Origin of the sequence: Mycobacterium europaeum (genome assembly GCF_034555895.2) — a bacterium.
In the GTDB taxonomy this organism is placed as follows: Bacteria; Actinomycetota; Actinomycetes; order Mycobacteriales; family Mycobacteriaceae; genus Mycobacterium; species Mycobacterium europaeum.
Window position 1 is genome coordinate 1,338,600 of the sequence record NZ_CP157315.1, and the last position, 26,994, is coordinate 1,365,593.

A 26,994-nucleotide genomic window follows, 5' to 3' on the forward strand; every position below is an offset into this window, starting at 1 on the left:
CGAGCGACGCCGCCATAGGCGCACACTCGGCGAATTTTTCCACCTAACCGCTGGACCGCGGCCCGAACCAGCGCCGCAGCGCCGCGTGCAGGCGGGCTTCGTCGGCCGCCCCGAATTCGCTCGCGGCCCAGGCGACGTACCCGTCGGGCCGAATCAGCAGTGCGGCCGCGGGCGGTTCGTCGAGCGTCGCGGCCACGATGTTCACCCGATCGCCCCACCCTGACGCCGTGGCCGCGGCGCCGCCGTCGAAATCGAGCAGCACCGGGCGCGCGCTGTGCAGCAGTTCGGTGACCCGCCGGCCATCCGCGAGAGTCAGCTCGGGTACGGGCCAACCCGACAACGGGTGGTCGTCGCCTACCTCGTATCGCACGTCGGTGCCGGCCAGCAACGCTGCCATGTGCCTGGCGACGTCGGGGAGGGTGAACAGTTCGCCCAGCAGCGTGCGGAGCGCGCCGACTCCGGGGCCCGGGTACATCAGCGCGGTCTGCGCCTGCGAGTGCATCATCACGCGTTCGCCGACGGGATGCCGTTCGGATTCATAGGTGTCGAGCAGGCCGGCCGGCGCCCGCCCGCCGAGGTGGGCGGCGAGCTTCCAGCCCAGGTTCATGGCGTCTTGCAGGCCCAGGTTCAGGCCGGGGCCGCCCATGGCGCTGTGGACGTGGGCGGCGTCGCCCAGCAACAGGACCCGGCCTTCGCGGTAGCGCTCGGCGTGGCGGGTGTTCTGCCCGTCTATCCGGCGAAGCGCATGTGGCCCAGCGTCTTTCGGCTCGTCGAAGGGAACCTCGACACCCAGGACACGACGGCCACTTGCGAGCACTTCGGCCACGCTCATCGGCGTGTCCTCGACCGGCTGCCCGAACTCCAATGTGCCGAACAGGGATCGACCGGGTTCGAACTCGGCGTAGATCACCCCGCCGCGGTCCAACCGCGTGTGGCCCAGGGGGAGTCGGCCGAACCCGGGAATGTCCACGCTGCCGTCGGAGCGGCGGAGGTGGTCAGGAACGTGCACGTGGGCGAGCCGGCCCACCACGCCTTCCAGCGTGGTACCGGGGAAGTCGATTCCCACCGTCTTGCGCACCAGGCTGCGTCCGCCATCGGCGCCCACCAGATGTCCGGCGTCGATGCGATAGTCGCGTTCGGGGGAGGACACCTGCAGCACCACCGCGTGCTCCTCCTGCTGCAGACCCGTCAGTTCGTGTCCCCAGCGCAGGTCGACTCCGAGATCGCGGGCCCGCTTCTCCAGCGATCGCACCAGCCGGGGCTGGGGCATGACCATCGCGTACATCGGATTGTCTTCCAGGCCCAGGAAGTTCAGCGTCATCGCGGCGAACATCCAGCCGTAGCTGGGCCGCGGCGGCTCGGCGTCCCCGGTCAACTCCCGGTACATGCCGCGCATGTCGAGAGTCCGGACCACCTGCCCCACAAGGCCGTTCGCCTTCGGCTCGTCGCTCGGGCCGGGCAGGCCGTCCAGCACGACGGGTCGGACGCCGGCGAGCGCGAGCTCGCAGGCCAGCATGAGCCCGTTGGGGCCGGCGCCGGAGATGACGATGCCGGCCTGTTCGTCAGCCATGGGATGTCTCCATGTGCTTGGCGGGTTCGGGCAGGCCCGCGCTGACCGCGGCGAAGCCGGAACGGATCAGGTCGGTGATCGGGACCGGCGGGTCGGCCCGTACATAGGCCTCCGCCGCGGCGTCGCCGACGGCCCGCACGATGGCCACGACCAGCCGCGGGTACAGGTCGTGTTCGGGATCGGTGCCGGTGCGCTCGGCGATCACCGCGAGCCATTCGTCGAATAGGTCCTGCGGGAACGCGTTACGCACCTGTGGGTTCATCAAGATCTTGCGTACCTCGACGAGTTCCTGGCGGCTGGGCATCTGGTTCTCCTGCCCGTAGACCTCGCCGAAGTCGGCTTCCAAGGGTTCGAGCACGGCGTGTGCGACCGCCGTCCACAGCGGCTCGTCGGCGGCGCGTTCCCGCAACGCGGAAATGCTGCGGCGCAGGCGCTCGGTCTGCCGGTAGGCCAGTGCCTCGTACTTGCCGCCGAAGTAATTGTTGAAGGTGCGCACCGAAACTCCGGCCAGGCCGGCGATGTCCTCGCGCGTCACGTTGTCCAGTCCGCGTTCGAAGGCCAGGTGGAGCGCGGCGTCACTGAGCGCACGTCGGGTGTCGGCCTTCTTGCGCTCGCGCAACCCGCGCGGTGGTTCGGTCATGACGACCACCCTACGGAAAACGTGCCCGGTGGGCAATATTACCTACTGGGCAATATTTCGGTGTGCGGTCCGGGCGCACGCTCAACGGCGTCCGCGTTACCGTTTGCCCCAGTCCCACGGCGGCGTGGTCAGCAGGCCCTGACCGGCGACGCGCGTTTCGCCCCACTCCTTGTACAGCTCGATCTCGACGGCCCGGTCGCAGGTTTCGCCCTCGGCCACCGGCACGGTGTCGAGGAATTCGAGCAGTGCACGGGAGTGGGTGACCACCACGACCTGTGTCCGCGCGGCGGCGGTGCGGATCAGCCCGGCGAGTGGACGCACCAACTCCGGATGCAGCGACGTCTCCGGTTCGTTGAGCACCATCAGCGACGGCGCCTGCGGGCTCGACAACGCGGCGGCCCACAGCAGGAATCGCAGTGTGCCGTCGGACAATTCGGCTGAGCGCAGCGGTCGCAGCATGCCGCGCTGCCGCAGCTGCAGGTCGAACAACCCGTCGTTCACGGCGACCGACACCGTGGCGCCGTCGAAGGCGTCGGCGACGGCGCGGCTCACATCGTCGAAGCCGGCCTCGATGCTCGTCTGGATTGCGGCGGCCAGGTCGCTGCCGTCGTCGGAGAGCACCGGCGTGCGCGTGCCCACCTGCGGGTAACGCGCGGGCGCCCCCGCATCCACCCGGAAGCCGTCGTAAAACCGCCACCCACGCAGCCGTTCCCGCACGGCGGCGAGTTCGGGGAGCGCGTGCGGGTGCGCGTACTCGGCCAGCACGCTGCGATACAACGGCAGCGACCGGGACAGCTCGTCGAATCCGCGGCCGGTGTCGGCGCTGACCTCGACCAGGCTCGCGGCGCGGCGCACCAGCGTCGTGCCGGTGCGCAACGCCGGCCCGGCGAACAACGCCTCGCGTTTGATCTCGGGGTCGCGGGCGAAGGCCGAGACCGCTCGGCCCGCTGACACCGGGATGCCCAGGTCGACGAGGTAACCGAAATCGTCTGCGGCAAAACCTAATTCGAGGGACACCGGCCGAGTGCGCACCGTGCCCTGGGCCTTGCCGGTCCGGCGGGCGCCCGTCAGCTCCTCGGGTCCGGCCCACAGCGCGGACTGCAGACCGCCCTCGCGCGCCAGCGACGCGATCACCTCGCCGCGGCCGCAGTCGGCCAGCAGCCGCAACGCGCGGTACAGCGACGACTTCCCGGCACCGTTGGCGCCGGTGACCACCGAGAGCCGGCCCAGCGGCAGGATCACCTCGCGCAGCGAGCGATATCCGCGGATCGCCACCGTCTGCAACATGGAGCCGACTGTACGGTCGAGGGCCGACGGCTATTCGTTGTCGGCGGCGTTGAGCAGTTGCACTTCCTCGAGGTCCATCTCGTTCTGCAGCTCGCGCAGGACGATGTCGTCGATGAGGTTCTGGTTGCGCAGCGCGGTGATCTCGCGTCGCTTGCTGTCCAGGACGCCCAGCCGCACCCGGCGCACCAGCTCCTTCTTCTTGACGAGGTGGTTGTCCGTCGACCCGTTCTCGGTGGCGACGGCCACCGCGGCCTTCTCCTCGTACTCCTTCTGCAGCCGGCGCCGCAGGTCGTCGCCGATGCCGACCTCGTCGGCGACGGCCGGCAACGCGTCGAGGGCGGCCCGCATGCCCCGCGTGCGGGCCAACTGCAGTTCCTCGGCGTGGGCGACGTCCTCGGGCATCTTCGCCCAGCGCACCACGGCGGGCAACGTGCTGCCCTGGACCAGGACGGTGGTCAGGATCACGACGACCACGATGAAGATGAGCAGGCTGCGGTCGGGGAACGGCGCGCCGCTGAGCGTGGTGGCCGGGACGGCCAGCGCCGCGGCCAGCGACACCGCCCCGCGGAATCCGGCCCAGGCGGTGACGAAGCGTTGCCGCCAGCTGACCCGACGTTCGCGTTGCGCGTCTCGGCGGTCGATCAGCCGGATCAAGACCACGGTGAGCTCGCCCCAGAAGATGCGCGAGACGATCACCACGCCGGTGACGGCGAGCGCGATGAACAGCGCGCGGCGAATGCCGCCGTCCACCCCGGCGATGCCGTGCAGGGCCCCGGGGATCTGCACACCGACGAACACCCACAGCGAGCCGTTGAGCAGGAAGGTGATGCTGTCCCAGAACGAGTAGGACTGCAGGCGGGATCGCGCGCGGATCACCACCGGCCCGGCGTAGGCGAGCACCAACGCCGCGACCATCACCGCCACCACCCCGCTGCAGTCCATGCTCTGGGCCAGTAGGAACGCCGCGAACGGCGTCAGCAGGCTCAACGCCATTTCCTCTTGCGGGGCGTCGATCCTCTTGCGCACCAGCGTGACCGCTCCGCCGACCAGGAGTCCGGCGGCGATGCCGCCCAAATACGAGCCGACGAAACGGCCCACCAGGTCGGCCGGGGTGATCGCCGATCCGCCGATCGCGACGTGGACCGTGACGGCGAACAGCACCAGCGCGGTGCCGTCGTTGATCAAACTCTCGGCCTTGAGCACGGTGACCGACCGGCGCGGCAACTTCTTCGCCAGGCCGGCCACGGCGGCGGCGTCGGTGGGGGAGAGCACGGCGCCCAGCACGGCCGCCGTGTGTGAGTCCATGCCCAGCGCCCGCGCCGTCCACGACACCGCCACGGCCGTGGCGATCACCAGCCCGACACTGAGGAAGACGATGATGCGCGCGTTCGCCCGGATCTCGCGGAAGCTGGTGTTCAGGCCCTCCCAGTAGAGAATGCCCGGCAGGAACAGCAGCAGCACGATCTCGCCGTTGACGTGGACGTGACCGAAGTGGGGGATCAGACCCAGCAGGGTGCCGAGCACGATGAGCAGCACCGGCGGGCCCACCCGGTAGCGCCGGCCGACGACCGTCCCGACGATGACGGTGGAGACGAGCGCGACGATCAGGACGAGGCCAAACACCAGCCCATCCTGCCGGACCGGCGCGGGTCGCGCCGAGCTGGGGCGTCCGCGGAGCGCCGTCACTCGAGTCACTTCAGCCCCGTCGGCGGGGTGGTGTGTGCCTCTCGAAAGTGATAGCGCCCGCGATATCAAGTTTGCGAGTCACGTCATGGTTGAAGGATCCGCGCCCACGCGACGCCGCGGGCGAGGTGGCTGGCACCCGTCGCTTCCCGCCGCGGCACGCCCCTCGGGCGTCAGGACATAATGGGCTCGATGACTGTCGGGAAGATCAGGCTCTTGGTGACCGTCGCGATGCTCGTTTGGCCGCTGTTGGTGGGCTGCCACTTCGCGTCCAGGAACCCGCCGTCGACCAAGACGTTGCAGGTACCCATGACCGACGTCCTCACCCAAGACGTGATCACGCAGAGCATCACCCTGGCCGTCGGCAACACGCTGGTCGTGAAGCTGGGGTCGAACTACACCACCCCGTACCGGTGGGCGCCGGAGACGAAGATCGGCGACCCGACGATCATTCAGCAAACCAGCCACCAGTTCGTGCCACCGAGCTCCGACGCATTGGGGGCGCCCGGCACCGAGGTGTGGACGTTCACGGCGTTGAAGCCGGGGACGACCACGATCGGCACGTCCTACACCAGTTTTGTCGCCAAGGATCCCAAACCGGCGTGCACCTATACGGCCACCGTCACGGTGCAGTAAGCCCCTCCGGCAAACGGGTACCGCGCCGCCGGTTCGCGTCCCTGGACGTAGCCTGCGGCACAGGGATTTTGGTTACGACGCCGCGGCGGGCCGCAGCATCCGCGCGCTGACGAGCGACGAGACCCACCCCGGCATCAGTCGTGCGCCCGTGGCCATCGCCCGATAGCGCCACCCCGGCACGATGACGGCGCGGCCGCGGTCCAGCGCGCGCAGCCCGGCGGCCACGACGGGTTCGGGCGCCGCGAGCCGACGATAGACCGCGGTGTGTGAGACGTCCGACCCCAAGGCGTCGACGAATCCGGTCCGGGTGGGGCCGGGGCGCAACGCCGTGACGGTGACCCCCGAACCGCGAGTCTCCGCCCACAGCGCTTGGGACAGCGACAACACGAACGCCTTGGACGCGCCATAGGTGGCCTGATACGGCCCGGGCTGAAAGGCGATGGTGGACACGACATTCAGGACGCCGCCCCGGCCGCGGGCCAGCATGCCGGGAAGCACCGCGTGGCTCAGCCGCACGAGCGCGTCGACGTTGACTGCGACCAGCTCACGCTCACGCTCGGCGTCGAGCTCGGCGAACGGGCCGTAGGTGCCGAAGCCGGCGTTGTTGACCAGCACGTCGACCTCTCGCCCGTCCAGGCGGGTGACGAGGGCATCGACACTTTCCCGAGTGCCAAGGTCGCCGACGAAAACTTCGACCTGCTGCTCGACCCGCTCCGCCACCGCGCGCAGCCTGGTCTCGTCGCGCCCGGCGAGCAACAATGACCTGCCCCGCTGCGCCAACTGGTCGGCGAAAATTGCGCCCAGCCCGGAGCTGGCGCCGGTGATGACTGCCCACGACATGACTGCTCCTTACTTCGCAACCGTTTTCACGGCGGGGTGGACGCCCAGCGCGTGGCTGAGCAGGCCGATTCCGGCTCCTAGGATGGGCCAGACCGGCCAGAAGTACGCGGCACCGGTGGTGGCGGCGACGGCCGCCCACACGGCGAGCACGATGACGGTCATCGCCAGGTAGGCGGCCAGGTGAAGGCGCACGCCGCGCCGGGCGGCCTCGACGCGGGCGGCGCGCCGGCGCGGGTCCGCGCGCCGGATCCGCTCGAGCGGCAGGTCGGCGAGGAGCCGGTCGAGCTCACCGGTGGTGTGCGCGCCGAACACCACCTGCAACCGTTGCTCGTACTCGTCCAGTGGCAGGTAACCCTGCGCGAATGCCTGGCCCAGGCGGTCGGCCGCCACCTCCCGGTCGCGGTCGCCGGCGCGGGGGGCCATGAGTTGCTGGTCCATTTCGTCCCCTTCCGAAGATGTGAATGGCTTTAACATACCCGCTAATGTTAATATCGTCAACATGGCGGCCGCACGGAAACCCCCGGGGGGAGCGAAGCGTCGGGACAGCTACCACCACGGCGACCTGAAACGCGCCCTGACCAGCGCCGCCCTGTCGCTGGTGGCCGAAAAGGGGCCGAAAGGTTTCACCCTCACCGAGGCGGCGCGGCGGGCGGGGGTCAGCGCCGCCGCCCCGTACCGGCACTTCGCCGACAAGGCCGCGCTACTGGCGACAGTGGCCGAACAGGGCTTCCGCGAGCTGCACGCCGCGCTGAACGCGGCCGCCGAAGCGGCGCCCGGCCCACGGGACCGGGTGGCCGAACTCGGCCGCGCGTATGTGCGCTGGGCCGTCGCCCACCCGGATCACTACCGGGTGATGTTCGGTGCCGAGCTCTCCAAGGCCGACCATCCCGACCTCGCGACCGCCGGGGAGCAGGCGTTCGGTGACCTGCTCGGCGCGATCGCGGCGTGCCAGCAGGCGGGCATCGTCGGCGGTGAGGACCCGCGCGAACTCGCCGCGCCGCTGTGGTCGCTGGTGCACGGTGTCGCGTCGCTCGCGATCGACGGCGACCTGCGTGCGGTCGGCATCGAGCAGGACCCGGACGCCATCGTCGCCGGCGTGGTGGCCCAAATGCTCAGCGGTTAGGCCACATTGGCCTGCCGGCGAGCCGCGTAGACCTCGGCCAGGAACTGCTCGACGGCGACCGCGTGTGCTGCTGATCGGCACGGGGAACGGTATGACCCGCTTATTACCCATCGGGGATGGTGTGTTTCCGTTGGTGGCGGCAGCAGAAGGCAAAGACGGGCGCGCGTTCGGACTGGTGCGCACGGCCGGTGGCGTCGCGCCGGCGGCCACGGCAGCACCACCGCAGCTGGCTGGCGGCGCGCTGACGGTGGCTGACCTGAGCGCTGCGCCGTAGGGGCGCCTGCCCGCCAAATCCATCGACACATCGTTACGCGGCGGGCTGACCCGGGCCGTCGTGGCAGCCTGCGCGACGGTGTGCAAGTCGTGCGGCGACATGTGTGCCAACACGGCAGCCGTTACGAGCACTGCCGGGTGTGCGCAGAACTGTGCCGACGCTGTGAAGGCGCGTGCCGGCAGCCAGTGAAATCACTGGGTTGACACCGGCTGCAATGGCCGTGGACCCGCTGACAGCGCTGGCGGTCCACGGCGCGCAAGCGTAATACCCCAGCCAGCTCTGATATACCGGACGATTGCGAACCAAAGGCGTGATGCACAAGTCTGCCGTGTGTTGGACGTTTGCACGGAGCCCGGTGCCGAAACACCGGGCCCGTCACGCCGTTCGCTCCCGCGTCGGGGCGAACGCGCCGGTCATTGCCAGATTGACATCTTCTACTTGCCCAGATCGATCTCACCGCCGCACTGCAGGGTTAGACATGCACCGCGCATGTCACCCGGGGCCGGGAACGTGCGCATTCCAGGCGGATGAATGCAACGAGATCCGGACGTCATCGATCGAGGTCGGCACTGCTTTGCGGGACGGTAAACGAAAGGTTTCCGAAGGTTCCGTTGTCGCGGCGAGATCGGGTTGGCAGCAAGCGCGGCCTAGCAGAAGGAGACCTGGGGCCTTTGGTTACCAAGCGCCGAGGACCTTGGCCTCTACGCCACTACATCGGACATGGACACGATGACAGGTACGGGCAAATAAACCTGACAGGAATAACGAGTCCGATGAAGCCGAAAGCTACACGATCACGCTGCTTGGTGGCGCAGCCGTACTTGGACCAGCGATCGGTTGCGGCCGTGTCGGCCCCGGTCGAATTTTGAGCAGTTTCTTCCGGTCGAAAACTGAGCAGGTTTGTTTACGGGGTTGAGTCTGCCTGACGGTCGGCTTCGACGGAGGGCAGGGACTCGATTGCGGTGTGTTTGATGCGGTAGCTGGCCCCTTTGAGGGCGATGACGTCGGCGTGGTGCACGATGCGGTCGATCATCGCTGAGGCGATGGTGGCCTCGCCGAAGACCTGGCCCCACCGGGAAAACGGCAGGTTAGAGGTCAAGATGATCGAGGATTTCTCGTATCGGGTGGACACCAGTTGGAAGAACAGGTTGGCCGCTTCGGTGTCGAAGGGTATGTAGCCGACTTCATCGATGACGATCAGCCCGATGCGCGAGATTTTGCGCAGCTCGGAATCGAGGCGCCCGATGCGGTGGGCTTCGGCCAGCCGGGTGACCCAGCCGGTGGCCGCCGCGAAGGCGACCCGGTGCCCGGCCTGGGCGGCTGCGATCGCTAACGCGGTCGCCAAGTGTGTTTTGCCGGTGCCCGGTGGTCCTAGCAGCACGATGTTGCGGGCTTCGGCCAGCCAGCCGCCGGCTTCTAGGCGGGCGATCTGTGCGCGGTCGACGTGGGGTTGGGCGGTGAAGTCGAAGTCGTTGATCGTTTTGATCGCCGGGAACCCCGCATAGCGGATGCGTTGCCGGGCACCAGATTCGGCCCGGGCATTGGATTCCACGGCTAGCACGGCAGCCAGGTAGTCCTCGAGTGACCAGCCCGCAGCGCGGCCTTGTTCGGCCAGCCGCCCGTAGTGGGCGGCGATCCGCGGGGCTTTGAGCAGCCGGGATTGGTGGGCGATCAGCTTGTCCGCCTCCCCGGGAACGGGAGCGCGTTTGGTGGCCATCAGGCGACCTCCCCGGTCCCAAACAGCGCGTCATAGGCCCCTAGATCGGCGACTTGGACCTCCACGTCCATGTGAGCACCCGCCGTCGGGCGGTCCCGGAAGTTCTCCCGCATGATCGCCGCCGCGGCCAGATGCTCAGGATCACCAACCAATCCCGCGGTGCCCCAGAGCCGTTGGTGGTCAGCGACCACCCGCTCACCACAGCGGGCCATCACCCGATCCAGCGATACGGACACGGTGATCATCCGACCGATCGCCTCGGGATGCACCGAATAGGCGTTGCCGCCGATGCTGACGTAGTAGTCGCGACCCAGCCGCGTGGTGATCATGGTGCCGGTGGCCGGGGCCACCGGCGGCAGCGCGGCCATCGCCTGCAGATCGGTGCCCAGCGCCTGGGCGGGGATCATCGTGGTCGTAGCGTGCCGGCGTGGGTTGGCCACCTGCGCCAGCCACTGCGCGAGCTGGGTGTTGAAGTCCGCAGGCGAGCAAAACCGCCGACCCGGCAGAAACGACGACCTCAAATAGCCGTTGGCCCGCTCGACGAGCCCCTTGGTCTCCGGATCATAGGGGCGGGCCTGGATGAGCCGGGTGCCCAAGACTCCGCAGAACCCGGCCACCCCGTCGGCAAGCCGACCGCGTTGACCAATCCCGGCCTCGTTGTCCCACAACAATGTTCGCGGCACCGCGCCGATGCACCCCGAGAGCAGCTGCCACATGCCGCCCAGCAGATCCCCGGTGACCCGCGACGGGATCATCATCGCGGCGATAAACCGCGAGTAGGCGGCCACCATCACCAATACGGGAAACGATCGCAGCACTCCGGCATGGTCGGGCACCACCCGGCCGGGCAGCCACAGATCGCACTGCACCTGCTCACCGGGCAGATGCACCAGCCGGTCGCACGGATCAGCCGGGGCGTACTCCGGGCGAATCCGGGCAACGTTTTCCCCAAACCACGAGTGCCCACCCGTCCAACCCACTCGCTCGGCGATCACCGTCGCCGGCATCCTCGGATACGCGCTGAGCACCGCTCGCACGGCTGGCTCGATCTGCGCCCACGCCGAGGTCGTCACCGGCGCCCGCTCATAGCGCGGCGGACTATCCGAACCCAGCGCCTTGGCCACAGTGTTGCGTGACAGACCCAGCCGTCGGGCGATCGCAGCCTGCGACAACTTCTCCGACCGATACAGCCGGCGGATCTCAGCCCAATCCTCCACAGTGATCACTCTCCAATCGAAGGGTGCTCACTTTTCGACCGGAATCACCTGCTCACTTTTCGACCGGAACCGACAGGCCGTGAGTTGTCAAGCAGTACAACCACGTCGATGGCGACACGGACGTCTAGTGTGCCTCCACGCCCCGGCTACGGCCCCTCCCGGCAATCCCGGCGGACCCATCATCGATGAGATCTCTCCGACGGGAGCACAGGCTGCATCCCCGGGGCGAACTATGGCCCTGTTCACCCGGTTCATCCCATGCCGAATCGGTGACCACCCAGAACCATTGGGCTAGTTGCGTTACAGCCTCCTCGATGCGGCTGTGGGCGCAGTGGGTCGATTGCCTGCGTGAGAGTTGAGGCGGCTGAACGTGCTAGTGACTGTCCACCGGACTTGGGCCGAAGAGGAAACAGGTCTAATGGCTAACGATAAACACCGTTTTGGTGTCATGGTGGGAGTTGACGGGTCAGGGCCTTCTGATACGGCGGTGCGGTGGGCTGCCCATGATGCACTGTTGCGTAAATGCCCGCTCACGCTTGTGCATGCTGTGGCCCCACCACTGCTCCCGTGGTCGGCTTCCCAAATGCCTGCAGAGTTGCGCCAACGGCAGGAACGCGATGCGCAGGCTGTCCTCGACGACGCGGTCCGGATCGCCAACGACACGACCGGCGACGACAGCTCCGTTGACATCGACAGGCAAGTGTTCGTTTCGCCGCCGGTGCCGACGTTGGTCGATTTGTCGAACGAGGCCGACATGGTGGTGGTCGGTAGCCACGGGTTGGGGGCGGTGCATCGCATGTTGCTGGGATCCGTCAGCAGCGGGCTGCTCCATCAGGCACGCTGTCCTGTTGCGGTCGTCCACTCGGACGCTCAGGCGCAAGCGCGGCCTGTCCATGATGCGGTGTTGTTGGGAATCGACGGATCACCGGCATCTGAGTTGGCCACCGCGATCGCGTTCGAAGAAGCCTCGTTACGAGCGACGAGTTTGGTGGCCCTACACGTGTGGAGCGATACCGACAGGACCAGCACATCGAGCATCGAAGAGTCGGCCCTGCGCGCGGCGGCTGAGGAAACTCTGGCTGAGCGGCTAGCTGGCTGGGAGGAGCGTTACCCCGACGTCAGTGTCACGCGCATCGTCGAGTACGACCACCCGGCCACCCACCTTCTGGAGCGTTCCAAGTTGGCCCAGCTGGTCGTTGTCGGCAGTCATGGCCGCGGCGGGTTCACGGGCATGCTGCTGGGATCGGTCAGCGCCGCAGTGGCGCAAGCGGCCCGCGTGCCGGTTGTGGTCGCGCGCAGCCATTAGCGGGGGTCCGCTGAGCAGCACACCGCCGCTGACGCCGGCACGCGAACGCAACTGGAACTGCGCCACCGACGACCGCGTTCTTGGCCTTGCTTCAGATGTCATCAACTCTTCACTCGTCTCGAGTTGTATTCGGACCCTGATCATTACGACCAGGTACGCCACCGGGGTAAGGTCGATAGACCATTGAATATGGGGAAGCCATTCGCCCATCGCCGAGGGACGGCGGCATTACGCATTATGGTCTCGCGAGCGGCCCGTTGCACGGCCGCCATCTATGCCGACGATCACCGACCAGGGCTACTGAATGTGTTTGTGGCATTGGCTGTTCCGTCGTTTTCACTTGATCGGCGTGACCGCCGGGCGGCCAAGGCATTGGTCGGGGGCGTATGTCAAGCGATTTTTCGTCACCCTAGGAATGGAGTCTGAGCTTGCCAGGCGGTAAGCCGTCGTCCCGATAACGCTGGCTATCCGGCCACTCAAGGTGCTCACCAAGTCAGCATTGAAACGCACCGACTCCGCCGGGGCGGGATTTCCAGGGCGTTTCAATCGGGGTCTACGTCGATAGCCGCTCAACTTCGCAACAAAGGAACCTCTGCCGCAAGGCTTCTCTCGTCGCGCATCTCACACGAGGCCGAGTGCCGCCAACCGCAACGTAGCTAGCGTTCGATCTAAGAGTGCCATTGGCGGCATTCCTCGCACGAGCAGGGCTGTGTTGCGCCACTGCGTCGCCCCGTATGGATGACGTAGATGTTGCGGGCTCAGATCTCGAACAGTGCCGCGAGAAACAGGACGGCCATGCCGGCCGCCATCATTGCTTGAGCGATGTTCCCTAGCGACCTGGCTCGGGTGGTGCCGCGCAGTTGGCTGGTGACGTACCTGCGTGTCCAGAAAATCGTTGCGATCGCGAAGGCAGTGGTACCGAACCAATTTACTGCGCTGAACCATGTGGGTGATTCGCTGCTTGCCGACATGTTCATTGCAGCCATGTCCATGCCGGGCGTCGTCGCGCCCGCCTGGGGATGTGATTGGGCGGAGGGCAGGGGACTGTTCATGCCGGCATACATCCACGCCGTCGCCAGCATCATCAGGCTGTGATAGCCAAACAACCCGCGCTGGGCGGCTGGGCGGGCCGCAACGAGACCCATCGTCGCAAACCACAGGGCAGCCAGCAGGAAAAAGACCGCAGGCATCATCGTCGGCAATCGCATGCTCCACGGCCAAGCCATAACGGCCATTGAGACTGCCATCAAGAAATGCAGACTGTGACCGACGACCACTGTCCACGGCCGGCGTTGGGTGAGAATCGGCAGGGCACATTCGAGCGCGCCCAACGCAAAAAATCCTGTGACCAGCCACCGAAGTAGTGGGTCGTGGATCATGTCAGCGCGAGCCGCTCGGCGCCAGTGATGATGTGCAGTTGTGAATCGACGCTGCGAGGAGATCCTGTCATGTGTCGCGGCCGAAGCGACGTAGGCGTAGCGAGTTTGTCACCACGCTGACCGAGGACAGTCCCATCGCCGCGCCGGCCACGACCGGGTTGAGCAGTCCGAGCGCGGCCAGGGGGATGGCGGCGGTGTTGTAGCCGAAGGCCCAGCCCAGGTTTTGGTGGATCGTGCGCAGGGTTTGGCGTGAGAGCTGGATGGAGCGCACGACGCCGTCGAGGCGACCCGACATCAGAGTGATGTCGGAGGCCTCGATGGCCACGTCGGTGCCTGTGCCGATCGCTATCCCCAGATCGGCCTGGACCAGCGCGGGGGCGTCATTGACGCCGTCGCCGACCATGGCGACCATCCAGCCTTCGTCTTGGAGGCGGCGGATCTCGTTGACCTTGTCTTCGGGCAACACTTCGGCGAGTACCCGGTCGATGCCGACCTGCTCGGCGATGGCGGCGGCGGTGCGGGCGTTGTCACCGGTGATCATGGCGACTTGTAATCCCATGGCGTGCAGTTGGCGGACCACGTCGATGGCGTCATCTTTGATCGTGTCGGCCACGGCGAGCACGCCGACGACGCGGTCGTCGCGGCCGACGAACACCGCGGTGCGGCCCTGTTCTTCGAGTTCGGCGGCCGCGGCGGCGAGCTGCTCGGGCAGGTGCAGGTCATTTTCGTCGACGAGCTTGCGTCGCCCGACCAACACGGCCCGGCCGTCAACCTCGGCGCGCACGCCGTGGCCGGCCAGGTTGGTAAACGCTGTCGCCGCTGGGATTTCGAGGTTGTGCTCGCGGGCGCCGGCGACGATGGCCGCGCCGATGGGGTGCTCGGAGCCGGACTCGACCGCGGCGGCGATGCGGAGCACCAGGTCGCTGTTTTGCCGCTTGTCGGGGATCACATCGGTGAGTTGCATCTGGCCGCGGGTGAGGGTGCCGGTCTTGTCGAATACCACGGTGTCGATCTTCTTCGACGCCTCCAGCACCTCGCCGCCTTTGACCAGGATCCCCATCTCCGCGCCGCGGCCGGTGCCGGCGATGATCGCGGTCGGGGTGGCCAGGCCCAGCGCGCACGGGCAGGCGATGATCAGCACCGAGACCGCGGCGGTCATGCCGGCGATCGGGTTGGCCGCGATCAGCGTCCACCCGGCGAACGTCAGCGCGGCCACGCCAAGGACGGCGGGCACGAACACCGCCGACACCCGGTCGGCCAACCGCTGCACCGGCGCCTTGCCACCCTGGGCCTGCTCAACGAGGCGCACGATCTGGGCCAGCGCGGTGTCCGCGCCCACGGCGGTGGCCCGCACGGTCAACCGCCCGTCGGTATTGACGGTGGCCCCGGCAACCCGGTCGCCCACCGCTTTCTCGACGGGCACCGATTCGCCAGTCAGCATCGACTCGTCGACGGCGGCGCGCCCATCGACGATCTCGCCATCAACGGGAATTTTCTCGCCGGGCCGCACCAGCAGCAGGTCTCCGACCTGCACCTGCTCCACCGGCACGAGAATCTCTTGGCCATCGACGAGCAGGCAGGCTTCCTTGGCGCCCATCTCCAGCAGCGTGCTGATCGCTTCGCGGGTCTTACCGGTGGCGCGGGCCTCGAAATAGCGGCCCAACACCACGAACGCGATGATCAACGCCGCGGTGTCAAAGAACAGCGGCCCGCCGGCGAACAGTTGATAGGTGGAGTAGGCGAACGCGGTCAGCGTGCCCAGGCTGATCAGCGTGTCCATATTCGCGGTGCGTGCCCGCGCCTGCTGCACGGCCCCGACCAGGAACGGCCAGCCGGCCACGAACTGCACCGGCACCGTCGCCGCGAAGGCCACCCACCCCGCCCACGCGCCGCCGAACACCATCGGCGCCGCCATCGACAACAGTCCCAACGGCGCGGCCAGCCACACCCGCCGCAACCACTTGCGCTGCTCGCCCTTGGCGTCGGCAACCGGCGCCCCATGACACGACGGCGCCGGCTGATGACAACTGCCTCCGTTGGCGACCGCTGGGGTACCGGCATCAGACGACAAGCCCAGCGCGCGCAAGATTCCACCGGCGACCCTTGCCACCACACCGGTTTCGCCCACACTCGCCGAGTATGGGGCACGCACGGGCACCGAATCTGCGGGGATGTCTTGGGCCGCAACGATCGCCGACAACACCGCAGCGGTGTCGCAATCATCGGGCAGATACCAGATCACCACCGATTCCGTCCGGGGATAGGCCTGCACGGCGCGCACCCCAGCCACCTTGGCGACCGTTTCCTCGATCGCCACAGCCCGCACCGTGTCCATCGCAAACCCGCTGGCGCGCACCCGCATCCGTCCGCCCCCTCGGGAAAGGATCGTGAGCGTGGCGCCACCGTCGGCGTTGACGGGAGTGTCAATGGCAAGCATTGCCGGCCTCATGGATCGACGTTGGAGCGGTGTCGGCCGCCTCCGGTGCGGGCACTCGTTCTCCAATGCGCTCAGCCGCCTCGGCGAGCACATCAGCGGTCGCCAAGCGCGCTTTCTCGGCGGCCGACTTGGTCATGCGTCCGGTGGCGCGCGCACCGCGCAGACCCAAAGCAGTTGCGCCAACCGTCATCGTGCGCCACGGCGCCTTGGCCAATGCCTCATACGCCGCTACGCCCACCACCCCGGTCACCACGGTGGGCACTGCTTTTCCTAAAAGTGCATGCCAAGCCATTGTGAACACTTCCTTTCCACCGTTGATCCATCACCGGTTGTAGACACTCAACCGTGGCTCATCGCTACATCACCGCTGGCAGGCCGCCTGCGGTAGCTCGTCATCAAGAGGTTTGCCGACGGCACCGCGTAGTCGTGCCTGCGCCCGATCAGGCTGCCGTGCATTTGACCGCATCGATCAGCTCGGCAAAAGCCTAGCGAAACAAGACATTTCGAGATTCCGTCGACATTTCGGCTCTGCGAGACGGGTTGTCGTAGTTGCCAGGGGCGCGCCCTTGACATCAACCAACGCATCGACCGAGCCATGGCCTAAGGGGATCAGTCGTTGCACGTGCACTCGGGATGACCGCAACGGCAGCCAGTCGCTTGAGTGCAAGCGGAATCACCACAGGTGCAGCCGGTTGATTTGCAACAGCAGTTGTGACTTTCATTCATATCTAAACGATACCGGGGTATGGTACCCGGGTCAAGCAGAGACGTTGCGGCGGCTCTGTCGCCGGCCGATCCTGTTGGTCAGGAGCGAACGAGTCGCGCGATAGCCGCGGAGGCCTCGGCCAGTTTGAGGTCAGCTTCGTCTCCGCCCTGAGCGACCGCTTGGCTTACGCAGTTGTCAAGGTGGTCATCGAGAAGGTTTAACGCCACCGACCGCAAACCACTGCTGGCCGCGCTGATTTGGGTAAGGATGTCAATGCAGTACTTGTCGTCGTCGATCATCTTCGCTATACCGCGAATTTGGCCCTCGATTCGGCGCAGTCGCTTTGCGTACGCGTCCTTCTGCGCTACATACCCACGTGCGGTTTCCATTCGGCCTCCCAGCAGTTCATCATCAGATCGTTTTCGGCGTTGCCGCGCGGTGACGAGACGGTCGGCCGCCAAAGACATTTCCGCTAGTCACTGTACCCCATAGGGGTACACGGAATGCTGCTACAGCCGCGGCGCGAATCGAGCATCGCGGCTTCTGCGGCTAATTCGACAATCCCTATGATGCGGCGACTTTGCATTATCGGCGGTTCATGACTGAGACGGTAATCGTCCTGAGCGGCTGTCCGGACGAATGGATGCCGCCACCTATCGAACACGGATGGAAGACCTTGTTTCGGGCGGTCGTTGTTAACGAGCCTAGCCGCCGCAGTGTCTGCCTGTGTATAGCTCGTGATATCCCGGGTGGGTGCAGCTGTTCCGGACGGCGCGGAGTAACCAATCGCTGGGTTGGCCGGACGCGCCCTTTTGTCAAAGCCATCACTACACCTAATCTGCCGGCGTTTCCGGCCTGCCAACCCGTGTGCTGCTACCTGACGCCCCGCCGTAGATACCCCCTTGCGGTATGAGGCATTCCAGCGCGGAACGCGTTGAAGCAGTGTAATTTTCGGCAGGCACCGCCCGGTGTCCTCAGCTATATGGGTTCTCGTGACCTGCCATTGACCCAGTGGCGAACCGGCCATCGGTTTGGAGCTGCGGTGCGCGCTGGGCGGCGAGGCCTTCCTGGATTCCCTGCACGATCTGCTGAGCATCAGGGCCATGCTGCCCGAGCACCGGGTGGGGGCACGAGCAATTGAGGCCGCCGAACGGGTTGTCGGGGTCGGCGCTGACTGGGGCGGCCGCACCGAATGCGAAGGTGACACCGGCGAGCAGAGCCATGAAACGCTGACGGCGCTTGCCCGAGATGATCATCGTGCCGACCAGCATGTTGCTGCGGGATGCGTGTGCAGGGGAACCATACCTACCCCCGGATGCATCGGCGCAGGACATATCACCGCGATTGCAGCTCGTAAATGCGTACCGCAAGATGACGGACACACATCTACGTACACTACCCCTGTAGGGTATAACCGTCAATGGTGTGGTTGGTACTCCTGCCGCCATATCGCGCGGGCGCAGCGTCGCCCCTCAGGGCCAGGGTGGCCATCGAGCTTCAACGCTGTCGATGATTCGTATTGGTCGGCGCGGACTCCGCTTGGCGACGGTCCTAAAATGAGGAGTCCTTAGGGCTGCTGTTGAGGCGCGGTCGAGGACGAGGTTGCCGAATGGATGATCATCGTTGGAGGCGAAGTTGGTTGCGCCGTGGTCGTTCCCGGAGCTCTATTACGCCGGCGAGGGCAGCGATTGTCTGTGTGTGGGTGGCGCTGTTGGTGGCAGGTTGCACAACCGTCGTCGACGGGCGAGGCGTATCTATCCTCGACGACCCGTTTCGGGTAGCGGGTCTGCCCGCGGTCGACGGTCCCAGCGGGCCCCGGCCGAACGGCCCGAAGCCGACCGGCACAGTGGACAACACCGATGGCGGTGCGATCGACGCGCTGGGGTTGTTGTCGATCAACGACATCGAGGAGTACTGGAAGCAAGCCTATGGCCAACCTCTACAAGGCAGCTTCATTCCGGTCCAAGGGCTGGTTTCGTATGACTCCGACAGTCAGGGCAGTCCGGCGGTGTGCGGCAGCGCGACCTATCGAAACGTCAACGCGTTTTTCACCTCTCGTTGCGATCTCATTGCCTGGGATCGTGGGGTGTTCCTGCCGGTGGGGCGAGACAATTTCGGCGATATGTTCATTACGGGGGTGTTGGCACACGAGTACGGGCACGCCCTGCAGCAGATGGCGAAACTAGTTACGAGAAAAGATCCCACCATCGTCCGCGAGCAGCAAGCCGATTGTTTTGCCGGGGCCTATTTGTGGTGGGTTGCCGCGGGTAAGTCGCCGCGCTTCACGCTGAGCACCGGCGAGGGGCTTGACCATGTGCTCGCCGGCATGATCACCACTCGTGACCCGGTTATGGACTCAGATGTCGAGAACGATGACGAACACGGATCGGCGTTAGATCGGATCAGCGCCTTCCAGGTGGGCTTCATCACCGGCACCCCGGCGTGCGCAGCAATCGATATGAACGAAATCCTGCAGCGCCGCGGTGACCTGCCGACGACCTTGCGGGTCGGTCGCGACGGGGTGCCGCAGACGGGTGAGGTCGCGATCAACCAAGACACGTTGTCGACGCTGATGGAGGTGATGGGAAAGATCTTCGTCCTCGCGCGCCCGCCAACGTTGTCCTACAACCCGCCAGATTGCTCCACTGCGAAAGCCAGCCCACCGGCGTCCTACTGTCCGGACACCAACACCATCATTGTCGACCTGCCAGCCTTGCAGAAGATCGCACAGGTGGCCAACGAGAAGGAACACAGCCTTCCGCAGGGCGATGACACCGCCTTATCGATCGTCATGTCGCGATACGTGCTGGCGGCGCAGCGCGAACGCGGCCTACCACTGCACACCCCGTGGACGGCCCTGCGGACCGCGTGCCTGACCGGAGTTGCACACCGCAAGATGGCCGAACCCATCGAGTTGCCATCCCGCCACCACCTGCTGCTCACTGCCGGCGATCTCGACAAGGCCGTCGCGGGATTGCTCACCAACCATCTGGTCGCCAGCGACGTTGACGGTGTCCCCGTGCCCGCCGGTTTCACCCGGATAGCGGCGTTCCGCGTCGGCTTGGGCGGCGATGAGGATTTGTGCTACAAGCGGTTTCGCGGATAGTGGCACCTGAGTTGATCTAGGCGGACTTAGTCGGCCTGGAGTTCGCGAAAGGCGGCGGTCGCGGTCGGACCTAGCAGTTCATGTGGGGAATGCAACCGCCGGGAGCACTGGGTACGTTAGCTGTGGTGGAAGGTGAACTGGAGGAGGGACTTTCGGGAGTACTTGATGGTGCGGACGAAGGCGTCACGCCGGACGACATCGTAGTCGGTGATGTCGTGGTCGTGCTTGTCGATTTAGTACTACCGCCGCATCCAGCGGCTAAAACGACCACAGCTGCACCACCAAATAGAGCGACCGCTGTCCTGGCTTGAGATATCACAGACTCTCCATTCCTATCGTGCCTTTTGTGCCCATGATCGAATGGAGAGCCCATACGGGGTAGGGGCTTAGGTCCCTTCCTGTAGGACCGACAGGAGCACTCGGCCGTGCGCTGCGATGCGGCTGACTCCCCATGGCCGAAGATAGTCCGGAGCGCAGCAAGGGTTGTGTCCTGACCCGTTCCGGACCGAATGCCTAGCCAGAGAGCCGGTCTGATTGCCCGAGGATGCCCCACCGGACAGCCATGCCCTGCCAGATTGCACCTGCGAAAGATCGGGCGAAGGTCATGAGCCAGCCGGTCGGAACGCCCGCGCCGGAAGGACAATGTCGAGCAGACAGCGCACCTTTGTCGGTGGCGCCAATCAGCGTGGTGGCGGGTTCAACAAGACACCGCAGTAGGGTTCGACGCAATTAGGCGGATTATTACCGATTGCGCCATCACGGTCCTGGTTGATGGGAGCAACCGGTGATGGGGGGGTCGGCGCCACGCTGGAGGTGGGAGCCGCGATCGGCGCGGGTGTCACGTTGCTGAACAACCCGCCTGCCAATGTAACTACGACCGCGCCACCGGCCAGCGCGACCCAGGCTTTGACGTGAGGTGGCATCGTAAGGTACTCCTTCGGAATGAGGTGATCGTGCGATCATCAGCCTGCCGCGCGATACCCCTACGGCGTAGGGCCCTTCGTCCCGTCTGTGCAGGGCAAAGCGGCCCTTACACGGCGCGGGATTGATTCGGCGGCCGGGTAGCCCCGGGTAGTCATAACCGCCGTCTGATCTAACTACGCCAAGAGGCAACCCTGCGACGCGATGCGCAACGAGGCCGCCCGCAGCTAGCGGTCACCAGGGTGGGGAATCGGCACGAGTCGACAAACGGCGGGCGCCCGGCGACCTCATGGAACTGCCCCCTGCCGGGTATAGGCATGGCATCCTTCGAGGTATGACAGAAACACCCGAACCCGCCCTTAAACCGACAACCATGCCTGGTGAATCCCCGCTACGACGACCGGCGCGACAGGCGTAGTCGCCTAGGTCAAGTGATGGCGTGGATAGGCATCATCACCGGAGTCGTCCTCGTCGTGGCAATGATCTTCTTCGCCTGGTTCTTCTTGGGCTGGTCCTCAGACGCCGACGACAGCTGGAACCGTGGGCATGACCACGGACGTGACTGCCGCTGCCAGATGATGGGGCCGGTGGAATGGTAGGAAACCCGGACGATGGCACTTGGTGGGATATTAGTGCCCGTTCGGATGAGGGGACCTCAGACGCCCACGACGACGACGTTGATCTTGCCGCGGGCCTTAAGACTTTGATGTCCGTGGAGGCAGGGCCAAAGCGGTTGCGACCATCGCTACAGCTATTGCGCGGAAACTAGGTACGGGGAATACCCTCAGCCGCACAGTGCCTTTCATCCCCGCGCCGGACGATCGCTGGAGGTTGCCGTGCCTGACTCATCTGATGAACGCTTCGAGGGCCCTAACTTGGGCAGTGAAATCGATTTAAATCTGGACGCGCCCGACGGCATTGGGCTGTACCAGCCCGATCCGACGGAACCCGGCGCTGGTAGGTGGACGCCGCAGGCACCACCCATACTTCGGGCGCGGGATGTCCCGGCGCCTGCCGTGGGCCGTTTGCGGCGTCGACCACGGCCGGCTCGGGGAGGTGGGTGCCCGCCCACGGTGCCATCTGGGTCTGGGCGGCTGCCAATCGCAGGGGTACACAAGCGCCGTAGATGGACGTTGGTCGGGTTAGCGGCCGTTGGCGCGATGCTGCTGGTGGCGGCCGTTGCGGTGATCACTGTGGCCGAGAGGGACCGCAATCAGGCCGGCGGGTGGGCCGGCGATGCGGTCAAAAGCTACTTAGGGGCGCTCGCCCGTGGGGACGCCGGGACCGCGCTGTCCTACGGCACTGACCAACCCGCCACCACGAAGTTCCTGACTGATGACATCTTGCACAAGCAGCTCGCGCAGTGGCCGATCCGCGATATCAAGATCCTGCACGACAATTCGAGTGCACCCGACGCGGCGTTGAGCATGGCTCATGTGCATGTGGTCGCAACCTTCGGTGACCAAACGTCTGATGCGGTCTTGCATTTGAGGTTGGATCACAGCCGCTGGAAGTTGGGTTCGGCGGCGATCAAGTTCGCGCCGGGGCTGGGTGCGTCGATGGGCAATGCCGCCGCGAAGACGGTGACACTGTTCGGGAATCCGATCAGCGATGCCACAGTTTATGTGTTTCCCGGGTGGGTTGACATCGGCACCACCAACCCCTACTTGACGGTGACGATCCCACCGCTTCTGCTCGACCAACTCACGCCGGCGGCACCATATTGGGTGCATCCCAACTTTGCCGTATCGGAAAAGGGACGCAATGCGGTCGAGACACAGGTAGCCGCAGCGATGGCAAACTGCCAAAAGTCCAACCTTTTGGCACCTCCGAACTGCCCGGTGCATCTCGAGCCCGGTGGCCTGGCAGAGGGCACCGTCAGTTGGGGGCGTGCCGACCTACGCGGAGTCAAACTCGACGACCTCGACCCCTACCACCTCACGGAGACCTTTTCCGGCGAGATCAGCGTCCCGGTCAGCGTTCAAACCTCCGGCGGGACAACCAAACTGCAGCGCGTCGTCAGATTCGTGGCGGGGACTGCCGACATGGCTACATCCCCGCCCACGCTAACATTTCGGTATCCATGAACAGCCCGCCGGTGCCGAATGATTCTTTGGACCCAAGACCCCGTCGTCGAGCAGAAATGCCGGCAAGGTCGAGACCGCGCTGGCAAAGCTGTGGCTCTCTATCTTTCCGGTGAGGACATCAAGGTGCTCATGACCAACGGGAGCGCACGGCCAAACGCTGGTGGTAGTTGTCCTGACGATCAGCGGCGACGGCACCAAGAAGCCGCTCGTGCTCTGGGATAGCTTCACGGAGAACAAGACCGGCCCGATGGCTAGGGACGGTGAAGCCCGGCCTGCGGTGCAGCACAGGTGTGGGCACGAGTTCGGTGCCTGGTAGAGCTCGACCGCGACTACGCGCTGGCCAAGCATGCTCCGCCATTATGACATCGGGTGTATTCGATTACCCGAACAGCCGTGTGCGGTCAGGGCGTTGGGTGTGTGCGCGGTGTAGGGTGCGGCGACACGATTATGCCACTCGGTGGTCCTGCTCCGTCGTTACCACCGGGAGCCTCAAAGTCCGTGGTGGACTGATCGGGACCGACTGTGGCGGGGGCCGCCGGCGTCACGCTGGAGGTAGGGGTTGCACTCGGTGTGGTCGTGCTGCTCGCCAATCCACTGCCGCCGAATCCGACCGCCAAGAGCAACGTTGCTGCTCCGCCGAACAGCGCGATCGCCGTTTTTCTTTGCGCTTTCATCATCAAACTCTCCGATCTTGGCGATGTTGTCCTTGCGACCCCCAATAATGCTATGCCAATACCCCCAGGGGGTAGGGACTTAGGTCCCACGCGTATAGGGCAACCAGGCCTCTAAGTGGCGGTGGAATTCGCGACGTCGGCCGCTACGCGTCGCCGCCTGATCGGGCGACAAGTTCGCGAAGGATCAGATCCGCTCTGTTGCCGAACCGACCCAGCTACAGATGCGATTGGCAGCCAATGCAGCGTCGCAAGCCGTCGTGTCCGTTGACACGGGAAATATTTCTGACCACTGGCTGTTGTCGCTGCAGACCGAGGTGGCGCGACGCGGCGCCACCTCGCCGCAAGTCAGCTTTACCGCCACCGAGAGCGAGCACGCCATCGCCGCGGTTCCCGACGGCAGCGTCGATCTCGGTTTCGTCGAAAACCCCGTTACTCCAACGGGATTAGGGACCTGTCGTGGTGGGTCGGGACGAGCTGGTGATCGTGGTGCCGCCGGGTCACAGGTGGACTCGACGGGCGCGGGGCGTGGCCGCCCATGACTCCCGGAGACGCCGCTGGTTGCTCGCGAACCCCATTCGGGCATCCGGGATTCACTGACGGTGGCGCTGCGCTGGGCCGTCGCCCACCCGGATCACTACCGGGTGATGTTCGGTGCCGAGCTCTCCAAGGCCGACCATCCCGACCTCGCGACCGCCGGGGAGCAGGCGTTCGGTGACCTGCTCGGCGCGATCGCGGCGTGCCAGCAGGCGGGCATCGTCGGCGGTGAGGACCCGCGCGAACTCGCCGCGCCGCTGTGGTCGCTGGTGCACGGTGTCGCGTCGCTGGCGATCGACGGCGACCTGCGTGCGGTCGGCATCGAGCAGGTCCCGGACGCCATCGTCGCCGGCGTGCTGGCCCAAATGCTCAGCGGCTAGGCCACATTGGCCTGCCGGCGGGTCGCATAGACCTCGGCCAGGAACTGCTCGACGGCGACCGCGGTGTGGGCCGCGCGCGCCGAACCGAAGATGTCGAACGCGTGCTGGGTGTACGGCAATTCGGCGTACACGACGGGCTGGGTGCTGACCTGTCGCAGCCGCTCGACGAAACCGCGCGCCTGCTCCACGGGCACCAACGAGTCGTTGCGGCCGTGCAGGACGAAGAACGGGGGAGCGTCGGGCGAGACGTGGTTGACCGGCGACGCGCTGATGAACGGCTGCATGTTGGTCGACGGGCGTTCCTTGACAACGGATTTGACGAGCAGCGCCGGCATCATCGGGTGCATCGCGTCGCTGAACCGGGTGAAGTCGTAGACGCCGTAGAACGGCACGGCCGCCTGCACCCGGGTGTCGGCGTCCTCGAAGCCGGGCTGGAACTCCGGATCGTTGGGCGTGAGTGCGGCCAGCGACGAGAGGTGGCCGCCGGCCGAACCGCCCGTGATGGCGATGAATTCGGGATCGCCGCCGTATTCGGCGATGTGCGCCTTGACCCAGGCCAGCGCGCGCTTGACGTCGACGATGTGCGCGGGCCAGGTGTTGCGGGGGCTGTGCCGGTAGTTGATCGCGACGCAGACCCAGCCCAGCTCGGCGAGGTGGCTCATCAGCGGATGCGCTTGTCCGCGTTTGTTTCCCGTCGTCCAGGCCCCGCCCGGGATCTGGAAGAGCACCGGCGCCTTGCCGGTCGGGTCCAGATCCGGGCGGCGCCAGATGTCCAGGTGGTTGGCGCTGCCGAATTCGCCGTAGCTGATGTTGGAGTCGTGGGCATAGTCGCGGTAGATGCGCATCATCCGCAGCAGCCCCGGCGCCTTCGCGGTGCCGCTGCCGGCCGGCCGGCGCCACAGATCCCGCGATTCGGTGAGCCGGGAGGCGCCCAACCCGTTGTCCAGGGCCTCGGTCAGCGGCACGTTGGCCCGGTGACCGGCGCGGCTGAAGTTCAGCAGCCCCAGCGCCGACACGCCCGCCACCGCCCAGGCCGCGATCCGCACCGGCCGCGTCAGGCGGCGGGCCGTCAACGCCAGACCGCCGAGCTGGCTGACCAGGGTCTGCAGCGGCAACTCGGTGACGACCAGCCCGAACATCCAGGAGAAGAGCGAAAGGTACCCACTGCGCGCCAACGGCCGGTACGCGTTGAGCGTGGAGAGGGCGGTCACCGTGGTGACCGCGAGCGACCCGATCTGCCGGCTGACGTGGATGACTCGAGCTGTCCGCATGGGCTCACCTTATTAAAAGGCCCCGCGGGGTCGAGCACGAGCAGTTGTCTCAGGCGAACACCGTCTTGGGCATCACCGTGGGCTTGACCCCGTACCGCGGCGTATTGAAGCCGAGACCCCGTCCGGCCGTGGCCAGTGCCGGCATCCCCGCCGGCACCGCGGTCACCGGCGCCGTCTCCTCCGGCGTCACCGCCCAACCGGAGCCGGCTGACGCCGAAGCGGCCGGATCCAGCGCCGGGGTGGCCGCCGACCAGCCCGCCGGCACCGACAAACGACCCACCGTGGATGCCTGGCCCACGCCGGCCAGTACGGGCGCCTGGGCCATTGCGGTCGATCCGCCCTGTGTCACCGACCCCGCCAGCATCGGGCCGACGAAGGGGCCGGCGGTGCCGAGCATGACCGACGGGGCGCCGTTCATGGTGTGTGACAGCAACGTCGAGTTCGGGATGGTGTTCATCGTCCACCATGCCGCGGTATTGATCGCACCGTTGATGGTGTTCTGCACGATCGGGATCTGGAAGAAGGGTGTGGCGGCGGGAGGGTCGGCCCCGAGGCTCGGGGCGGCGAATCCCGCCACCGTGTTCTGGAACGTGTTGACCGTCTGCATGAGCCCGGCCTGCGTATTGGTGGCGGCGCCGGCGCCGGACACCACCGCGGCCTGACGGGCGATCCCGCCGGGGCTGGTCGTCGGTGTCGGCGAGGTCAGCGGGTTCAGCTTTCCGGCGGCCGCCGACGAGGCCGCATAGCCGTACATGGCCGCGGCGTCCTGGGCCCACATCGCCGAGTACTGCGCCTCGGTGGCCATGATCGCCGGCGTGTTCTGGCCCAGCACGTTGCCGGCGACCAGCGCCGCCAACTGGGCTCTGTTGGCCTCGATCACCGGAGGCGGAACCGTCATGGCGAAGGCCGCCTCATAGGCGGCCGCGGACGCCATGGCCTGGGCGCCGGCGTGCTGAACGGCCGCCGCGGTGGTATTCAGCCACGTCACGAAGGGCTGGACGGCGGTTTCCGCCGATACCGCCGCCGGACCCATCCACTGCTCGCCCGTGAGCTCCGAGATCACCGACTCGTATCCCGCCGCGATGGTGCTCAGCTCGGCGGACAGAGTGTTCCACGCGGCCGCCGCGGCCATCATCGGGCCGGCGCCGGCTCCGGCGTACATGCGTGCCGAGTTGACTTCTGGGGGAAGTGCTCCGAAATCCATTG

The 26,994-nt window shown here is 66.3% G+C and carries 23 protein-coding genes and 1 pseudogene; 9 read left to right on the forward strand and 15 right to left on the reverse strand.

Going from position 1 to position 26,994, the window contains the following annotated elements; all coding sequences use genetic code 11:
• Positions 1–43: 43 nt before the first annotated feature.
• The 4 genes from U8D42_RS06305 to U8D42_RS06320 all read right to left on the reverse strand — a co-directional run bounded on the left by U8D42_RS06305 (position 44) and on the right by U8D42_RS06320 (position 5,120).
• Positions 44–1,570 (reverse strand): FAD-dependent monooxygenase, encoded by a 1,527-nt coding sequence (locus U8D42_RS06305; protein WP_322858847.1) that lies wholly within the window; start codon positions 1,568–1,570, stop codon positions 44–46.
• Complete coding sequence (locus tag U8D42_RS06310) at positions 1,563–2,210, reverse strand: TetR/AcrR family transcriptional regulator (RefSeq protein ID WP_322858846.1); 648 nt, start codon at positions 2,208–2,210, stop codon at positions 1,563–1,565. Before U8D42_RS06310 ends, U8D42_RS06305 begins: the two co-directional genes overlap by 8 nt.
• 96 nt (positions 2,211–2,306) lie before the next feature.
• Positions 2,307–3,497, reverse strand: coding sequence for an AAA family ATPase (locus U8D42_RS06315; protein WP_322858845.1), 1,191 nt, complete (start codon positions 3,495–3,497; stop codon positions 2,307–2,309).
• Between the two features lie 30 nt (positions 3,498–3,527).
• Positions 3,528–5,120, reverse strand: a complete 1,593-nt coding sequence (locus U8D42_RS06320) for a Na+/H+ antiporter (protein ID WP_322858844.1) — start codon at positions 5,118–5,120, stop codon at positions 3,528–3,530.
• 243 nt (positions 5,121–5,363) lie between these two features.
• Between U8D42_RS06320 and U8D42_RS06325 the strand changes: the two genes are divergently transcribed.
• On the forward strand, positions 5,364–5,816 hold the full coding sequence (locus U8D42_RS06325) for a protease inhibitor I42 family protein (RefSeq protein WP_090422442.1): 453 nt from the start codon (positions 5,364–5,366) through the stop codon (positions 5,814–5,816).
• Positions 5,817–5,888: 72 nt separating this feature from the next.
• Here U8D42_RS06325 and U8D42_RS06330 read toward each other — a convergent pair whose 3' ends face one another.
• Positions 5,889–6,656 (reverse strand): SDR family NAD(P)-dependent oxidoreductase, encoded by a 768-nt coding sequence (locus tag U8D42_RS06330; protein ID WP_322858843.1) that lies wholly within the window; start codon positions 6,654–6,656, stop codon positions 5,889–5,891.
• 9 nt (positions 6,657–6,665) lie between these two features.
• Positions 6,666–7,094, reverse strand: coding sequence for a DUF1707 domain-containing protein (locus U8D42_RS06335; protein ID WP_322858842.1), 429 nt, complete (start codon positions 7,092–7,094; stop codon positions 6,666–6,668).
• A 61-nt stretch (positions 7,095–7,155) separates the two neighbouring features.
• Between U8D42_RS06335 and U8D42_RS06340 the strand changes: the two genes are divergently transcribed.
• Complete coding sequence (locus U8D42_RS06340) at positions 7,156–7,779, forward strand: TetR/AcrR family transcriptional regulator (protein ID WP_322858841.1); 624 nt, start codon at positions 7,156–7,158, stop codon at positions 7,777–7,779.
• 64 nt (positions 7,780–7,843) lie between these two features.
• A complete protein-coding gene (locus tag U8D42_RS06345) occupies positions 7,844–8,053 on the forward strand; it encodes a hypothetical protein (RefSeq protein ID WP_322858840.1) in 210 nt (69 codons plus the stop codon).
• Positions 8,054–8,957: 904 nt separating this feature from the next.
• Here the strand turns inward: U8D42_RS06345 and istB are convergent.
• Together istB and istA are read right to left on the reverse strand one after the other, a co-directional pair.
• Positions 8,958–9,770, reverse strand: a complete 813-nt coding sequence (gene istB / locus U8D42_RS06350; protein WP_322861696.1) for an IS21-like element ISMyma9 family helper ATPase IstB — start codon at positions 9,768–9,770, stop codon at positions 8,958–8,960.
• Positions 9,770–10,987 carry an IS21 family transposase gene (gene istA, locus U8D42_RS06355; protein WP_322861695.1) on the reverse strand — a complete coding sequence of 406 codons (1,218 nt, stop codon included), beginning with the start codon at positions 10,985–10,987 and terminating at the stop codon, positions 9,770–9,772. Before istA ends, istB begins: the two co-directional genes overlap by 1 nt.
• Before the next feature lie 418 nt (positions 10,988–11,405).
• On the opposite strand from istA, the gene U8D42_RS06360 reads away from it, so the two are divergent.
• On the forward strand, positions 11,406–12,293 hold the full coding sequence (locus U8D42_RS06360) for a universal stress protein (protein ID WP_322861240.1): 888 nt from the start codon (positions 11,406–11,408) through the stop codon (positions 12,291–12,293).
• Positions 12,294–13,051: 758 nt separating this feature from the next.
• Here the strand turns inward: U8D42_RS06360 and U8D42_RS06365 are convergent.
• From U8D42_RS06365 to U8D42_RS06385, 5 genes are all read right to left on the reverse strand, one after another.
• Positions 13,052–13,672 (reverse strand): DUF5134 domain-containing protein, encoded by a 621-nt coding sequence (locus tag U8D42_RS06365; protein ID WP_322861239.1) that lies wholly within the window; start codon positions 13,670–13,672, stop codon positions 13,052–13,054.
• Positions 13,673–13,739: 67 nt separating this feature from the next.
• Positions 13,740–16,034: a copper-translocating P-type ATPase gene (locus U8D42_RS06370; protein WP_322861249.1), complete on the reverse strand. Its 2,295-nt coding sequence runs from the start codon at positions 16,032–16,034 to the stop codon at positions 13,740–13,742.
• Between the two features lie 61 nt (positions 16,035–16,095).
• Positions 16,096–16,401 carry a DUF1490 family protein gene (locus U8D42_RS06375; protein ID WP_322861238.1) on the reverse strand — a complete coding sequence of 102 codons (306 nt, stop codon included), beginning with the start codon at positions 16,399–16,401 and terminating at the stop codon, positions 16,096–16,098.
• A 512-nt stretch (positions 16,402–16,913) separates the two neighbouring features.
• Positions 16,914–17,204: a metal-sensitive transcriptional regulator gene (locus U8D42_RS06380; RefSeq protein ID WP_322861248.1), complete on the reverse strand. Its 291-nt coding sequence runs from the start codon at positions 17,202–17,204 to the stop codon at positions 16,914–16,916.
• Between the two features lie 585 nt (positions 17,205–17,789).
• Complete coding sequence (locus U8D42_RS06385) at positions 17,790–18,086, reverse strand: hypothetical protein (RefSeq protein ID WP_322861237.1); 297 nt, start codon at positions 18,084–18,086, stop codon at positions 17,790–17,792.
• Positions 18,087–18,454: 368 nt separating this feature from the next.
• Here U8D42_RS06385 and U8D42_RS06390 point away from each other — a divergent pair, with 368 nt between their 5' ends.
• The 5 genes and pseudogenes from U8D42_RS06390 to U8D42_RS06410 all read left to right on the forward strand — a co-directional run bounded on the left by U8D42_RS06390 (position 18,455) and on the right by U8D42_RS06410 (position 24,517).
• Positions 18,455–19,921: a peptidase gene (locus U8D42_RS06390; RefSeq protein WP_431523861.1), complete on the forward strand. Its 1,467-nt coding sequence runs from the start codon at positions 18,455–18,457 to the stop codon at positions 19,919–19,921.
• 1,355 nt (positions 19,922–21,276) lie between these two features.
• On the forward strand, positions 21,277–21,441 hold the full coding sequence (locus U8D42_RS06395; protein WP_322861235.1) for a hypothetical protein: 165 nt from the start codon (positions 21,277–21,279) through the stop codon (positions 21,439–21,441).
• A gap of 561 nt (positions 21,442–22,002) precedes the next feature.
• Positions 22,003–22,929: a hypothetical protein gene (locus tag U8D42_RS06400; RefSeq protein ID WP_322861234.1), complete on the forward strand. Its 927-nt coding sequence runs from the start codon at positions 22,003–22,005 to the stop codon at positions 22,927–22,929.
• 916 nt (positions 22,930–23,845) lie between these two features.
• Positions 23,846–24,214 (forward strand): annotated as a pseudogene (locus tag U8D42_RS06405) (LysR substrate-binding domain-containing protein); the annotation flags it as partial.
• Between the two features lie 33 nt (positions 24,215–24,247).
• Complete coding sequence (locus U8D42_RS06410; protein ID WP_348636960.1) at positions 24,248–24,517, forward strand: TetR-like C-terminal domain-containing protein; 270 nt, start codon at positions 24,248–24,250, stop codon at positions 24,515–24,517.
• Here U8D42_RS06410 and U8D42_RS06415 read toward each other — a convergent pair.
• Entirely contained in the window at positions 24,514–25,788 is a 1,275-nt protein-coding gene (locus U8D42_RS06415; RefSeq protein ID WP_322861233.1) for an alpha/beta hydrolase, read from the reverse strand. The two genes, U8D42_RS06410 and U8D42_RS06415, sit on opposite strands and share 4 nt — an antisense overlap.
• Before the next feature lie 49 nt (positions 25,789–25,837).
• Positions 25,838–26,992 carry a PPE family protein gene (locus tag U8D42_RS06420; RefSeq protein ID WP_322861232.1) on the reverse strand — a complete coding sequence of 385 codons (1,155 nt, stop codon included), beginning with the start codon at positions 26,990–26,992 and terminating at the stop codon, positions 25,838–25,840.
• Positions 26,993–26,994: the final 2 nt, after the last annotated feature.